A 13,613-nucleotide genomic window follows, 5' to 3' on the forward strand; every position below is an offset into this window, starting at 1 on the left:
CGTTAACACCCGTGAGAGGCAGGCACCGCATGAGAGATCGTTATCGGCAGATCGTGGCCCTGTCCCGCGACTGCATCAAGGAAATCGATCTCGACGGGCGGATCACCGCGATCAACGTCAATGGCCTGACCGAATTGGGTGCCAGCCACCAGGATCAGCTGATCGCGCGGCCGTGGCGCGAGCTGTGGCCAGCGGAAGCAGCCGAGCTGGTGGACGCGGCGATCGCCGGCTCCCGCGCCGGTTCGATCCAGCAATTCGAGGCCGCCAGCGTGAATTTCGCCGGCGTGCGCCAGACCTGGCAGGTGGTTACCAGCCCGCTGTTCGACGCACTTGGCAACGTCGAAGCGATTCTCGCGGTGAGCAAGAACATCTCGGACCGCAGGGCGCTGGAGACCGCCTTCCACACGCTGGATTCCATGCTGAAGGCCGAGCGCGAGTTTTCCACCGGCGCCTTGATGCTGGCGCGTGCGCGCGAAAATTCGTTGTCGACCGAGCTGCATACCCTGCGCGACCTGCGGGAGCGCATCGAAGGCGATCTGGACATTGCACGCGCCGCACAAGGCGCGGCCGAAAAGATCTCGGAGCAGGCACAGAAGGGCGAAGCGGTCGGCCAGTTGCTGGCAGGTGTCGTGCACGACTTGAACAACGTGCTGCAAGCGGCGACATCGGCCATCGACCTGGTGGTACAGCGCGCCAAGATCGATGCACACGATGCCAAGCTATTAAGCGTGGCAGATGCGGCGCTTCAACATGGCTCGGTCATGGCGCAGCGTCTGGTCGGATTTTCGCGCCAGTATCCGTACAGCCCCGAATCGGTGGATCTGGCTGCATTAACCGAACACCTGAGCCCCCTGCTGGAACAGGCGATCGGCGCCGACCTGCAATTGCAGGTGCACACCCGCGACGGCGGATGCTGCGCCATGGTCGATCGCCACACGGTGGAACGCGCGATCTTGAACCTGGTGATCAACTCCCGCGATGCCTGCCAAGGTGGCGACGTCATCCGCGTGGAGACGGGCGAGACCGTGGTCGCTGACGAACAGGCCAACCTGGCCAGGCCGGCCGGGCGCTACGTCACCATTGCCGTGGCCGACAACGGGCATGGCATGGATGCGCACGTGCAGGCGCACCTTTTCGAAGCGTATTTCACCACCAAGGATGCCGACAAGGGCGCGGGCCTGGGACTGGCGCAGGTGTATAGCGCGGTCCGCCAGGCAGGTGGCTTTGTCGAAGTGACCTCGGCGCCCGGCCAGGGCGCGCGCTTTACGCTGGCATTTCCACGCATGCAGCAAGGCCCGGCGCCTGCGCCCACTGCATTGCCGTAAGGCGGCTGCGGCCGCCCTCGCCCGCAACCGCTTTGCGCATCGCATCGTTATCGCCGTCGGGCGTATCGAAAGCCCCGCCCGACGCGACAGGGAACGTCCTGCTGCGCTTAGTGAGGGCGCGTTCCCCGCCGGCCTATCCCCCGGCCCGGGGAGACACTGTCAGGCGCACCCATATCAACCAGACGATCGCCGCGCAGGCACTGCCTGCCGCCAGCCCGCACTGCAGCAGCGTCAGCATCACCGCGCGATCGGACATCCACGACCAGCCACCGATGATCGCCAGCAGCAGCACCACCACCCCGGCCGAGAGCAGACCGCTCGACGCACCGATGCCGATGTGAACCAACGGGTTGGGCCGGCGCCCGCGGTACCGCCAGGCGCATGTGCGCGCACACAGCCATCCTGCGGCAGCGCAGGCAATCACCGGAAGCACCAGCCCATACGACCAGGCGACGATCGACAGAGCGGCCTGCAGATCGAACCGGCTCCACCGCGCCAGGCCCAGCAGGCCACCCAGCGGCGGACCGACGATCGCGAAGACGCCGACCTGACCCAGGATCGAATGCCGCATCACTCCAGCCACATCAGCCCTCATTCGCGCATGTTCATCCAGGCGGAGACGGCCGTCAGTGGCGATTGCGCACCTGGCGCAGGCAACACAGCGCGCCGGGCCGGACGGGTCACTGCAGTTGCGCTGCCAGCAACGGAGACGACAACAACGCTGCAGCCAATTCCCTGCGCCCTCTTCTTTCCGCAGCACAAAAAGAAAAGCACCTAGGCGGATGCCTAAGTGCTTTTGTTTGGTGGGCCGTCAAGGATTCGAACCTTGGACCTATTGATTAAGAGTCAACTGCTCTACCAACTGAGCTAACGGCCCTGAAACTGGTCGCACAGTGTATGTGCATTTTTGCTTCGTTGCAACACCTCGCGATGCATCGGGTCCAACATGTCCTGCAATCAGTGGGGTGGCTGAGGGGACTCGAACCCCCGACATCTGGAATCACAATCCAGTACTCTAACCAGCTGAGCTACAGCCACCACTGAAACCTACTTCCTACCGCACCGCCGATGGCGCGCCCGACAGGACTCGAACCTGTAACCGCCGGCTTAGAAGGCCGGTGCTCTATCCGGTTGAGCTACGGGCGCCCGGACCGAACTTCGCATTCCCACGCCGTCAAGAGCTCGGAATGGTCGGGGTAGAGGGATTCGAACCCCCGACATCCTGCTCCCAAAGCAGGCGCGCTACCAGACTGCGCTATACCCCGGCGGGACCTTTCAATCCCGAAGGGTGGAAAGGTCGGCTATTTTGGGAATGATTGGCCTTGCTGTCAATCACTCTGTGTAAATCGGGCGATCCGGTATCCTCGCACCATCGCCCGCCAAGTCGGCAGGCACCTACATTTCATGGAGAACACGCATGCGTAGCGGCAATCCCGCCCTTCGGGAATCCACCTTCCTCGACCTGGGCTCCGGCGCGGTGGTCACCCGCGACGGCCAGGCGATGACCCTCAATGGCACCGTCAACAAGACCGGCCTGCTGTTGCTGATGGCAGTACTCACCGCCGCCTTCGCCTGGTCGCAGTCGGTCGGCGCCGACGGCATGCCGCTACCGGCCGCACGTCTGTACATGATCGCCGGTGCGATCGGTGGGCTGGTGTTCGCGCTGGCGACCAGCTTCAAGCCGACCTGGGCTCCGGTCACCGCGCCGCTGTACGCGCTGGTGGAAGGCTTCTTCCTGGGCTCGATCTCGGCGGTGTACGAGGCGCGTTTCAACGGCATCGTGTTCCAGGCGGTGTTGCTGACCTTCGGCACCATGTTCGCGCTGCTGTTCGCCTACCGCAGCGGCATGATCAAGGCCACCGAGAACTTCAAGCTGGGCGTGGTGGCGGCCACCGGCGGCATTGCACTGGTGTATCTGGCGACCATCGTGCTGGGCTTCTTCGGCGTGCGGATCCCCTTCATCCACGACTCTGGCCTGATCGGGATCGGCTTCAGCCTGTTGGTCGTAGTGGTGGCTGCACTGAACCTGGTGCTGGACTTCGACTTCATCGAAAGCGGCGTCGAACACGGCGCGCCCAAGCACATGGAGTGGTATGGCGCGTTCGGCCTGATGGTCACGCTGGTGTGGCTGTACATCGAGTTCCTGCGCTTGCTGTCGAAGCTGCAGTCGCGTAACTGAGTGGAAAATCGGGAATCGGGAGTGGGGAATCGCAACAGCGACCCCTTCGCCTGATGGCGTGACACAAGCTTCAAGCAACCCGCTTCCAACAAAAAGAAAGGGCGCCGTCGGCGCCCTTTCTCTTGTGCGACCTACCGGCGCGCTCAGAGGCGACTGGCGATGGCCTTGGCGAAGCCCATGGTGTTGCCGGTGCCGCCCAGGTCGGGGGTCAGCGCATCCTTGGCTTCCAGGGTGGCCACGATCGCTTCGCGCAGGCGCTCGGCGTTCTGCGGCTGGCCGATGTGGTCCAGCATCTGTGCGGCACCCAGCAGCAGTGCACACGGATTGGCCTTGCCCTGCCCTGCGATGTCCGGCGCCGAGCCGTGGACGGCCTCGAAGATCGCCGCGTCCACACCGATGTTGGCACCCGGGGCCAGGCCCAGGCCGCCGACCAGGCCGGCGCACAGGTCGGAGATGATGTCGCCGAACAGGTTGGTGGTCACGATGATGTCGAACTGTTCCGGACGCATCACCAACTGCATGCAGGTGTTGTCGACGATCATTTCCTGGAACTCGATTTCCGGGTACTGCGTGGCCACATCGCGCGCCACCTTCAGGAACAGGCCCGAAGTCGACTTGATGATGTTGGCCTTGTGGACCGCGGTGACCTTCTTGCGGCCGGTGGCGCGCGCCAGGTCGAAGGCGTAGCGCACGATGCGCTCGGAGCCCTTGCGGGTGACGCGGGCGCCGGAGAACGCGGTCTCGCCGTCCTCGGACACGGTCTGGCCTTCGCTCAGGTAGGCGCCTTCGGTGTTCTCGCGCACCGTGATCAGGTCCACGCCATCGGCGAAGCGCGACTTGGTGTTGGGGAACGACTTGGCCGGACGCACGTTGGCGTACAGGTCGAACTTGCGACGCATGGCGACGTTGATCGAGCTGAAGCCTTCGCCGACCGGCGTGGTCAGCGGGCTCTTCAGGGCCACCTTGTTCTTGGAGATCGAGGCCAGGGTGGACTCGGGCAGCAGATCGCCGTGCTTTTCCAGCGCGACCAGGCCAGCGTCGGCGTACTCGTAGGTCAGGCCAGCCTGCAGCGCGTCGAGCACGAACAGCGTGGCATCCATGATCTCCGGGCCAATACCGTCGCCGCGGATGACCGTGATTGTCTGCGTCATAACGTTGGGTTTCCGAACTAGAAGGGGGGAGCGCCAGCCGCAATACCCGGCAGAGCGGCGCAAGGAGGTTTCACAGGCAATTATGCCCGATGCCGGTGAAGGCGCCCAAACCGACCTTGGTCTAAGGGCGGCGCCGATGACCGCTGCGAAAGCCCGGTGCAGCCGGTAGCGCCAGAGAGCGGCAACGCGCGCCCGCAGCCTGCAGGCGCACCGGGACCCGACGTGTGGACGCGCCCTGGAAGCACTCGCCCCCAGCCTGCGGCCGGCGCCGGACAATCAGGGCGCACGGAGGCAGCGCTGCCGACAAGGGGCGCCACGGGCGCGGGCCCGCTGTTACGAATCCCGACTCCCCTCCCGACTCCCGCCCACATCAATCGTGCGCGTGCTGCGCCGGTGCCTGGGCGCCACCCTCGAGCTGGTCGAGGAAGTCCACCGCGCGGCGCAGGTGCGGGATGACGATGGAGCCACCGACCACCAGGCCGACCGAGAAGGTCTCGAAGAACTCTTCGCGGGTCACACCGGCCTCCTTGCACTGGGCGACGTGGTAGCTGATGCAGTCGTCGCAGCGCAGCACCATCGAGGCGACCAGGCCGAGCAGCTCCTTGGTCTTCACGTCCAGCGCGCCGGCCTGGTAGGTCTGGGTGTCCAGCGCGAAGAACCGGCGTACCACCTGGTTGGGCTCGGCCAGGATGCGCTGGTTCATGCGCTGGCGAAATTCGGTGAACTCGCGCAGGCGGTCCTCGCTGCTGCCCTCATGCTCACTCATGCCTGGCCGCCTGCGGTGCCGGCCAGCAACGGTTCGAGCTTGCCGGCCCGGTGCATCGCCATCATGTCGTCGTAGCCACCCACATGGACGTCGCCGACGAAGATCTGCGGCACGCTGGTGCGCTTGGCCAGCGCGACCATCTTGTTGCGTTCGGCAGGGTCCAGGTCGATGCGCACCTCGGTCCAGGTCTGGCCCTTGCTCTTGAGGAAGTTCTTGGCCGCCACGCAGTAGGGGCAGATCGCGGAGGAATACAGGGTGATCTGCGGGCCGGCGGCCGCATCCTGCACATTGGGGTCTTGGCTCACGGGAAACTCCGTGGTTGGTCTGAGGTCAGACAATGGTACCGGGCGACTGGAATTTCCATGTCGTCACCGCAACACTGTGGATTAACCGATGATTCACGCCATTGCGCCGTGCTGCCCGCATGCTCCGCGCACCACCTGGGAGTTCCACTTGCGCCTGCTACCGCTCGCCACCGCCCTCACGCTGGCCGTTGCCGTGGGGGTGGCACCCGCGCAGGAAAACCGCCTGCCCGACATCGGCTCGTCCGCCGGCGAGCTGCTGACCCCGGCGCGCCAGGCCGAGTACGGCAAGATGATGCTGGCCGAGTTGCGCAACTACGACTATGTGCTGGACGACCCGCTGGTCACCGACTGGCTGCAGACCATGGGCACCCGGCTCGGCGCCAACAGCGACCAGCCGCAGCAGCCGTTTACGTTCTTCATGCTGCGCGACCGCCAGATCAACGCCTTCGCCACCCTGGGCGGCTATATCGCGGTCAATGCCGGGCTGGTGTTGACCGCCGAGCGCGAGGACGAGGTGGCTGCGGTGCTGTCGCACGAAATCGCCCACGTCACCCAGCAGCACGTGCTGCGTGGGGTGGAGCGGGCCCAGCGCGACCAGATCCCGATCCTGCTGGGCATGCTGGCAGCGGTGGTCGCCGCGCAACAGGCCGGCGGCAATTCCAAGGGCGATGCCACCATGGCCGGCATCACCAGCGCGATGGGGCTGATGCAGCAACGCCAGATCGACTACACCCGCTCCAACGAATCGGAGGCCGACCGGCTGGGCATCCGTACGCTGGTGCGCAGCGGCTACGACGTGGATGCGATGGCCGGCTTCTTCGAACGCATGTCGGTGGCGATGCGTGCCAACGAGGGCGGCTACAGCGCGCCGGACTTCCTGCAGACCCACCCGGTCACGGTCACGCGCATCAGCGAGGCCAAGGCACGTGCCGAACAGATGAAGAAGAACACCGTGGTGCTGACCACCTCGGTGCCGGGTGGAACGCGCCAGGAGCGGGTGGACCCGGCCGACCCGTCGCTGTCCGAACCACTGAGCCGCAACGGCAATGCGCTGCTGCCGTACGCGCTGCGGCTGCCGGTGGATGCGCTGAGCCGCGGCGGCGACCAGCAGAACTTCGACTGGGCCAAGGAGCGCCTGCGCGTGCTCAGTGCGACCACGCCGGATGCGGCGATCCGCGAGTACGAGACCCTGCGTCGCAGCGCCAAGCACGGCCTGACCGATGCGCAGCGCTACGGGCTGGCGCTGGCACGCCTGCGCAACAGCGGCGGCCGGCCGGGCGAGCCGGTGGCCGAGCTGACCAGCCTGCTGGAGGCGCATCCGGACAATTTATGGCTGACGCTGGGCCTGAGCGAAGCGCAGGCGCGGCTGGGCCAGCGCGAGGTGGCCAATGCCCGCTTCGACGCGCTGCTCAAGCAACTGCCGAACAACCGCGCGGTGGCGCTGACCTATGCCGGCGCGCTCAACGAGCAGGCCAGCAAGGAATCCGGCCAGCGCGCGCGCCAGGTGCTGGAGCCGCTGCTGCATCGCAGTGGCGAAGATGCCCTGTTGCAACAGACCTACGCACGCGCCTGCGAGCTGTCCGGCGACCATCTGCGCGCCAGCGAGGCCTATGCCGAATCCGCGTACTTGAACGGACGCCCGGAACAGGCGCTGATCCAGCTGGAAGCGCTGAAGAAGAAAGATCTCGACTATGTGACACGGGCGCGGGTGGATGCGCGCATTGCGGCGATCACTCCGACCGTGCTGGAGCTGCGCCGGCAAGGGATTCGCGACCCGGATCTTTCCACCCGCCAGCGCTTGTGACGGCTGGCGCAGTGCTCGTGCCGGCGTGCGCCGGGGCGTCCGGCGTCGCGCCGGCCACCGGTGCAGGCCGCTGTCGCCAAGGTCGCAGCCGCCCGGCATGTCACATTAGAGTCACAAAACCGTAGTCTACTGGCGATCACCAAAGCCAGACGGTAAGCCCCGCGTGCAAAAACGCATTCTGATCGTCGATGACGAACCCGCGATTCGCGACATGGTGGCGTTCGCGCTGCGCAAAGGCGAGTTCGAACCCATCCATGCCGGCGATGCCCGCGAGGCGCAGACCGCCATCGCCGACCGCGTGCCCGACCTGATCCTGCTGGACTGGATGTTGCCGGGCACCAGCGGGCTGGATCTGGCGCGGCGCTGGCGCAAGGAACAGCTGACCCGCGAGATTCCGATCATCATGCTGACCGCGCGCGGCGAAGAGAACGACCGCGTCGGTGGCCTGGAAGCCGGGGTCGACGATTACGTGGTCAAGCCATTCTCGGCGCGCGAGTTGCTGGCACGCATCCGTGCGGTGATGCGCCGCACCCGCGAGGACGACGAAGACGGCAGCGTGGCCGTGGGCCGCCTGCGCATCGACGGCGCCGCGCACCGGGTGTTTGCCGGCGACGCGCCGGTGCCGATCGGCCCCACCGAATACCGCCTGCTGCACTTTTTCATGACACACCCCGAGCGCGTGTACACGCGCACCCAGCTGCTGGATCATGTCTGGGGCGGCAGCGTGTACGTGGAAGAGCGCACCATCGACGTGCATATCCGCCGCCTGCGCAAGACGCTGGAACCGTTCGGGCTGGAAAACATGGTGCAGACCGTGCGTGGCTCGGGCTACCGTTTCTCTTCGGCAACCTAGTGGTTGCCGCACAGCCGGTCGGCCACGCAGGCCGCCCGGCTCGCACGCCCATCTGACGCTCGGTGGTAACGCCTTCCATGCCTCGACATATCCGTTCCGCCTGGCTCAAGACGCTCGGCACCCTCGCGCTGTTGCTGGGCGCTGCCGTGCTGGTCGGCGTGCTGATCGAGCATGTGTGGATGGCGCTGACGCTGACCGCGCTGGGGGTGCTGGCCTGGCATTACTGGCGGCTGCGCCAGGTGCTGCGGCGGCTGACCGCCCGCCAGCGTGCCGAACCGGCCGCCGGGATCGGGGCCTGGAACGAACTGGACCGCCTGCTGTATCGCAGCCAGGCCGAGATGCGCGGGCGCAAGCGTCGCCTGATCGAGATGCTGCGGACCTACCGCGCCGCCGCACAGGCGCTGCCGGATGCGGTGGTGGTGGTGGATCGCAACAGCCAGCGCGTGCAGTGGTTCAACCGGGCCGCCGGCGGCCTGCTCGGCCTGCATCACCCGGGCGACATGGGCGTGTCGGTGGTGGAGCGGCTGCAGCCGTTGCCGCTGGCGCACTGGCTGGCGGCCGGCCGCAATGCCGAACCCATGCTCGACGCCGCCTCGCCGGTGGATCCGGACCTGCGCCTGAACCTGCGCCTGATCCCCTACTCCGACGACTACTGGCTGCTGGTGGCGCGCGATGTCAGCAAGCTGCTGCGGCTGGAGCAGGTGCGCCGCGACTTCGTGGCCAATGTCTCGCACGAGTTGCGTACGCCGCTGACGGTGGTGCATGGCTACCTGGACATGCTCGACCCGGAAGACTTTCCCGACGCCGGCCCGATGCTGGCCGAGATGCGCAAGCAGTCGCAGCGCATGGCGCAGCTGGTCGAGGATCTGCTGACGCTGTCGCGGCTGGAATCGCAGGAGGAACTCGGCGAGGAACACGTGGCGATGGCGCCGATGCTGTCGACGCTGCGTCGCGAGGCCGAAGCGCACAGCCAGGGCCGCCACACGGTGGACGTGTTCGACGAGGCCGGCGTGGACCTGCTCGGCTCCAACAAGGAACTGCATAGCGCCTTCTCCAACCTGGTCACCAACGCAGTGCGCTACACACCCGGCGGCGGTACGGTGACGATCCGCTTCGTGCGCGAAGGCGATGGCGCGGCCCTGGCGGTACGCGACACCGGCTACGGCATTCCCGCCTCGCACCTGCCGCGCATCACCGAGCGCTTCTATCGCGTGTCCAGCAGCCGCTCGCGCGAGAGCGGCGGCACCGGGCTGGGGCTGTCGATCGTCAAGCACATCCTGGGATTGCACCAGGCGCGTCTGGACATTGAAAGCGAAGTCGGACGCGGCAGCGAATTCTCATGCCATTTTGTCGCTGCACGCGTCGTGCAGCGCGATCAATCCCTGCCACTGTCACGTTCGGCGTGATATGTAGGAGGTGCGCACGCGCAACGCGGTGCGATGCGCGCGCGCAGGAGGCGCCGCATTGCCCGCGCTGCACCTGGCGCGCCGTACGCCGCACACCATCTCCGTCTTGATGACCGATTCCAATGGGCCACGCCAAAGAACTGCACGACGTCACACCTTCCGAGGACATCGCCACCGATCCGCTGCGCGATCCGGCGCTGTACATCAACCGGGAACTGTCGCAGCTGGACTTCAATTTCCGGGTGCTGGCGCAGGCGTTGGACGAGCAGGTGCCATTGCTGGAGCGGCTGCGTTTCCTGTGCATTTCCTGCACCAACCTGGATGAATTCTTCGAGATCCGTGCGGCCACCGTGCGGCATGCGCAGGAGTTCGGCCTGCCGCCGGCGCCCGATGGCCTGAGCCCCACCGCCATCCTCAACGCAGTGCACGACCGCGCCGCCAAGCTGGTCGAACAGCAGTACCACGCGTGGAATGAAGTGCTGCGTCCGGCGATGGAAGATGCCGGCGTGGCCGTGCTCAGCCGCACCGTCTGGACGGCACGTCAGAAGCGCTGGCTGCGGGCGTACTTCCGCAACGAGATCATGCCGGTGCTGTCGCCGTTGGGACTGGATCCGGCGCATCCGTTTCCGAAGATCCTCAACAAGACCTTGAACATCGTGGTGGTGCTGGAGGGGCAGGACGCATTCGGGCGCGCCGGCCATCTGGCCATCGTGCGTGCACCGCGCTCGTTGCCGCGCATCATCCAGCTGCCGGCGAGCCTGTCGCCGCAGGGCACGCAGAGCTTCGTGTTCCTGTCCTCGGTGCTGTCCGAGTTCGTCGACGAGCTGTTCCCGGGCATGCAGGTCAAGGGCTCGTATCAGTTCCGGGTCACCCGCAATTCCGAACTGGTGGTGGACGAGGAAGAAGTCGAGAACCTGGCGCTGGCGTTGCGCGACGAGCTGGTCACGCGCGGCTATCGCCCGGCGGTGCGCCTGGAAATCGCCCACGACTGCCCGGCGCCGATCATGCGCACCTTGCTGCAGAACTTCGGCCTGAACGAGAACGCGGTGTACCGCATCGTCGGGCCGGTCAATCTGAGCCGTGTCACCCAGGTCTACGATCTGGTGCAGCGCCCAGAACTCAAGTATCCGGTATTCAATCCGCGCACCCTGCGCGACAACGACGGCATCTTCGAGATCGTCAGCAAGGGCGATGTGTTGCTGCACCACCCCTTCGATGCGTTCACTGCGGTGCTGGACGTGATCCGTCAGGCCGCGGTCGACCCGAACGTGCTGGCGATCAAGCAGACGCTGTACCGCACCGGCAAGGACTCGTTGATCGTCGATGCACTGATCCTGGCCGCGCGCAACGGCAAGGATGTCACCGTGGTGGTCGAGCTGCGCGCGCGCTTCGACGAAGAGGCCAACCTGGGCCTGGCCGACAAGCTGCAGGAAGCCGGCGTGCAGGTGGTGTACGGCGTGGTCGGCTTCAAGACGCACGCCAAGATGCTGCTGATCGTGCGCCGCGAGGGACGCAAGCTCAAACGCTATGTGCACCTGGGCACAGGCAATTACCACAGCGGCACCGCGCGCCTGTATACCGACATCAGCCTGATCACCGCGGACGTGGAAATCGGCAACGATGTGCACATGCTGTTCCAGCAATTGTCCGGGCTGGCCCCGCGCATGAAGCTGGAACAGTTGCTGCAGTCGCCCTTCACCCTGCACGCCGGCGTGTTGAAGCGGATCGAGCGCGAGACGCGGCTGGCCCGCAACGGCCGCCCGGGCCGCATCATCGCCAAGATGAATGCCCTCAACGAGCCGCAGGTCGTGCGCGCGCTGTATACCGCCTCGCAGGCCGGCGTGCAGATCGACCTGATCGTGCGCGGCGCCTGCACGCTGCGGCCGGGCGTGCCCGGCGTGTCCGACAATATCCGCGTGCGCTCGATCGTGGGGCGCTTCCTGGAACATAGCCGCGTGTACTGGTTCGGCAACGATGGCGCGGCAGAGCTGTACTGCGCCAGCGCCGACTGGCTGGAACGCAACCTGCTGCGGCGCGTGGAGACCTGCTTCCCGATCCTGGATCCGGATCTGGCCAGGCGCGTCTACCGCGAAGTGCTGCAGAACTACCTGGACGACAACGTCAACGCCTGGGAACTGGATGCCGAAGGCGTCTATCACAAGCGCGTCCCCGGCCCTGGCGAGCCGGCACATTCGGCGCAGATGACCTTGCTCGAGCGGATCTGAAAGTGGCGCGGGCGCGGCCCCTCACGGGGCCAACGGCCCATCGGCTACCATGCGCCCATGCCAATGCCCTCCCCCACGATCCCGCCCCTGCGCGATGGCGATTTCCTTGCCGCCATCGACCTAGGGTCCAACAGCTTCCACATGGTCATTGCGCGCTACCTGATGGGTCAGCTGCGTGTGGTCGATCGCCTGCGCGAAACCGTGCGCATGGCCGACGGCCTGGATGGCAAGGGTGGCATTTCCAACGAAGCGCGCCAGCGCGCGCTCGAATGTCTGGCACGTTTCGGCCAGCGCATCCGCGAAGTGCCGTCGTTGCGCGTGCGCGCGCTGGCCACCAACACGGTGCGCCAGCTGCGCTCGCCGCAGGCGTTTCTGATGCCGGCCGAAACCGCGCTCGGGCATGCGATCGAAGTGGTCAGCGGACGTGAGGAAGCACGCCTGATCTATCTCGGCGTTGCGCATGCGCAACCGCCCAAACCCGATCAACGCCGGCTGGTGATCGACATCGGCGGCGGCTCGACCGAGTTCATCATCGGCCGCGGGTTCCAGACCCTGGAACGCGAGTCCCTGCAGGCCGGCTGCATCGCCAGCACGCGGCGCTTCTTTCCCGGCGGCAAGCTGTCGAAGAAGAAATGGAAGGATGCGCTGACCGAGATCGGCGCCGAGTTCCAGCAGTTCGCCAATCAGTACAAGGCGCTGGGCTGGCACGAGGCGATCGGTTCGTCCGGCACGCACAAGGCCATCGGCGAGATCTGTGCGGCGATGAAGCTCACCAAGGGTGCGATCACTGCCGAGGCGCTGCCGGCGCTGCGCGACGAACTGCTCAAGGCCAAGCGTATCGAGGACATCCAGTTGCCCGGCCTGGCTGCCGAACGCCGGCCGATCATCGCCGGCGGCATTCTGGTGCTGGAAGCGGCGTTCCAGGCCCTGGGGCTGGAGAAGCTGATGGTCAGCAAGGCGGCCATGCGCGAAGGCATCCTCTACGACATGCTCGGCCGCGGCGGCGAAAACGACCCGCGCGACAGCTCGGTGGCCTCGCTGGTGCAGCGTTACGGCATCGACGAAGTGCAGGCGCAGCGCGTGGAGGCCACGGCCTGCCGCCTGTTCGACCAGGTCTGTGATTCCTGGCAGCTGGATGGCGACGACGCACAGGTGCTACGCCGCGCCGCCCGCCTGCACGAGCTGGGGCTGATCATCGCGCACAGCCAGTATCACGTGCACGGCAGCTACATCCTGGAGCACTCCGATATTGCCGGCTTCTCGCGGCAGGAGCAGCAGGTGCTGGCATCGCTGGTGCGCACGCATCGGCGCAATGTGCCCAAGACCGCGTTCGAGGCCCTGCCGGATCGGTTGCTGCTGCCAACCCGACGCAAGGCCGCACTGCTGCGGCTGGCGGTGCTGCTGCATCGCGCGCACGAATCCGACCCGATTCCGACCCTGGAACTCACCGCCGACGACGCACGCCTGTCGCTGATCCTGTCGCAAAGCTGGATCGATTCGCGCCCGCTGCTGCGCGCCGACCTGATCGGCGAAGTCGAAAGCATGGCCGGGCTGGGGATCGCGTTCAAACCGTTTGTGACCTGAGGCCTGCGGCCTCAG

At 66.2% G+C, this 13,613-nt stretch carries 11 protein-coding genes and 4 tRNA genes; 7 read left to right on the forward strand and 8 right to left on the reverse strand.

All coding sequences use genetic code 11. The features are described 5' to 3' along the window. Positions 1–29 precede the first annotated feature (29 nt). Positions 30–1,325, forward strand: a complete 1,296-nt coding sequence (locus tag C0541_RS10210) for a two-component system sensor histidine kinase NtrB (RefSeq protein WP_115048051.1) — start codon at positions 30–32, stop codon at positions 1,323–1,325. Between the two features lie 133 nt (positions 1,326–1,458). Here the strand turns inward: C0541_RS10210 and C0541_RS10215 are convergent, their stop codons facing one another. The 5 genes from C0541_RS10215 to C0541_RS10235 all read right to left on the reverse strand — a co-directional run bounded on the left by C0541_RS10215 (position 1,459) and on the right by C0541_RS10235 (position 2,590). Next, complete coding sequence (locus tag C0541_RS10215; protein ID WP_115048053.1) at positions 1,459–1,896, reverse strand: hypothetical protein; 438 nt, start codon at positions 1,894–1,896, stop codon at positions 1,459–1,461. 230 nt (positions 1,897–2,126) lie between these two features. Beyond that, positions 2,127–2,202 (reverse strand) — tRNA-Lys (locus C0541_RS10220). An 84-nt stretch (positions 2,203–2,286) separates the two neighbouring features. Further along, positions 2,287–2,363, reverse strand: a tRNA-His gene (locus tag C0541_RS10225). Between the two features lie 31 nt (positions 2,364–2,394). Continuing rightward, positions 2,395–2,471, reverse strand: a tRNA-Arg gene (locus C0541_RS10230). A gap of 42 nt (positions 2,472–2,513) precedes the next feature. Beyond that, positions 2,514–2,590, reverse strand: a tRNA-Pro gene (locus C0541_RS10235). A 152-nt stretch (positions 2,591–2,742) separates the two neighbouring features. Between C0541_RS10235 and C0541_RS10240 the strand changes: the two genes are divergently transcribed. Then, positions 2,743–3,504, forward strand: coding sequence for a Bax inhibitor-1/YccA family protein (locus tag C0541_RS10240; protein WP_115048055.1), 762 nt, complete (start codon positions 2,743–2,745; stop codon positions 3,502–3,504). Positions 3,505–3,647: 143 nt separating this feature from the next. Here the strand turns inward: C0541_RS10240 and C0541_RS10245 are convergent, their stop codons facing one another. The 3 genes from C0541_RS10245 to grxC all read right to left on the reverse strand — a co-directional run bounded on the left by C0541_RS10245 (position 3,648) and on the right by grxC (position 5,726). Then, positions 3,648–4,655 (reverse strand): isocitrate dehydrogenase, encoded by a 1,008-nt coding sequence (locus tag C0541_RS10245; protein WP_115048057.1) that lies wholly within the window; start codon positions 4,653–4,655, stop codon positions 3,648–3,650. Positions 4,656–5,025: 370 nt separating this feature from the next. Further along, positions 5,026–5,421: a carboxymuconolactone decarboxylase family protein gene (locus tag C0541_RS10250; protein ID WP_115048058.1), complete on the reverse strand. Its 396-nt coding sequence runs from the start codon at positions 5,419–5,421 to the stop codon at positions 5,026–5,028. After that, entirely contained in the window at positions 5,418–5,726 is a 309-nt protein-coding gene (grxC, locus tag C0541_RS10255) for a glutaredoxin 3 (RefSeq protein ID WP_115048060.1), read from the reverse strand. The genes C0541_RS10250 and grxC overlap by 4 nt, the downstream gene beginning before the upstream one ends. 88 nt (positions 5,727–5,814) lie before the next feature. Between grxC and C0541_RS10260 the strand changes: the two genes are divergently transcribed. From C0541_RS10260 to ppx, 5 genes are all read left to right on the forward strand, one after another. Then, positions 5,815–7,530: a M48 family metalloprotease gene (locus C0541_RS10260; RefSeq protein WP_161959994.1), complete on the forward strand. Its 1,716-nt coding sequence runs from the start codon at positions 5,815–5,817 to the stop codon at positions 7,528–7,530. Positions 7,531–7,693: 163 nt separating this feature from the next. After that, on the forward strand, positions 7,694–8,383 hold the full coding sequence (gene phoB / locus C0541_RS10265) for a phosphate regulon transcriptional regulator PhoB (protein ID WP_002806631.1): 690 nt from the start codon (positions 7,694–7,696) through the stop codon (positions 8,381–8,383). A 77-nt stretch (positions 8,384–8,460) separates the two neighbouring features. Further along, entirely contained in the window at positions 8,461–9,789 is a 1,329-nt protein-coding gene (gene phoR, locus C0541_RS10270) for a phosphate regulon sensor histidine kinase PhoR (protein ID WP_161959995.1), read from the forward strand. Between the two features lie 122 nt (positions 9,790–9,911). Continuing rightward, entirely contained in the window at positions 9,912–12,014 is a 2,103-nt protein-coding gene (ppk1, locus tag C0541_RS10275) for a polyphosphate kinase 1 (RefSeq protein WP_115048064.1), read from the forward strand. Between the two features lie 63 nt (positions 12,015–12,077). Beyond that, positions 12,078–13,598 carry an exopolyphosphatase gene (gene ppx / locus C0541_RS10280; protein WP_193725911.1) on the forward strand — a complete coding sequence of 507 codons (1,521 nt, stop codon included), beginning with the start codon at positions 12,078–12,080 and terminating at the stop codon, positions 13,596–13,598. Positions 13,599–13,613: the final 15 nt, after the last annotated feature.

The sequence above is a fragment of the Xanthomonas arboricola genome, from assembly GCF_003353015.1.
In the GTDB taxonomy this organism is placed as follows: Bacteria; Pseudomonadota; Gammaproteobacteria; order Xanthomonadales; family Xanthomonadaceae; genus Xanthomonas; species Xanthomonas arboricola_E.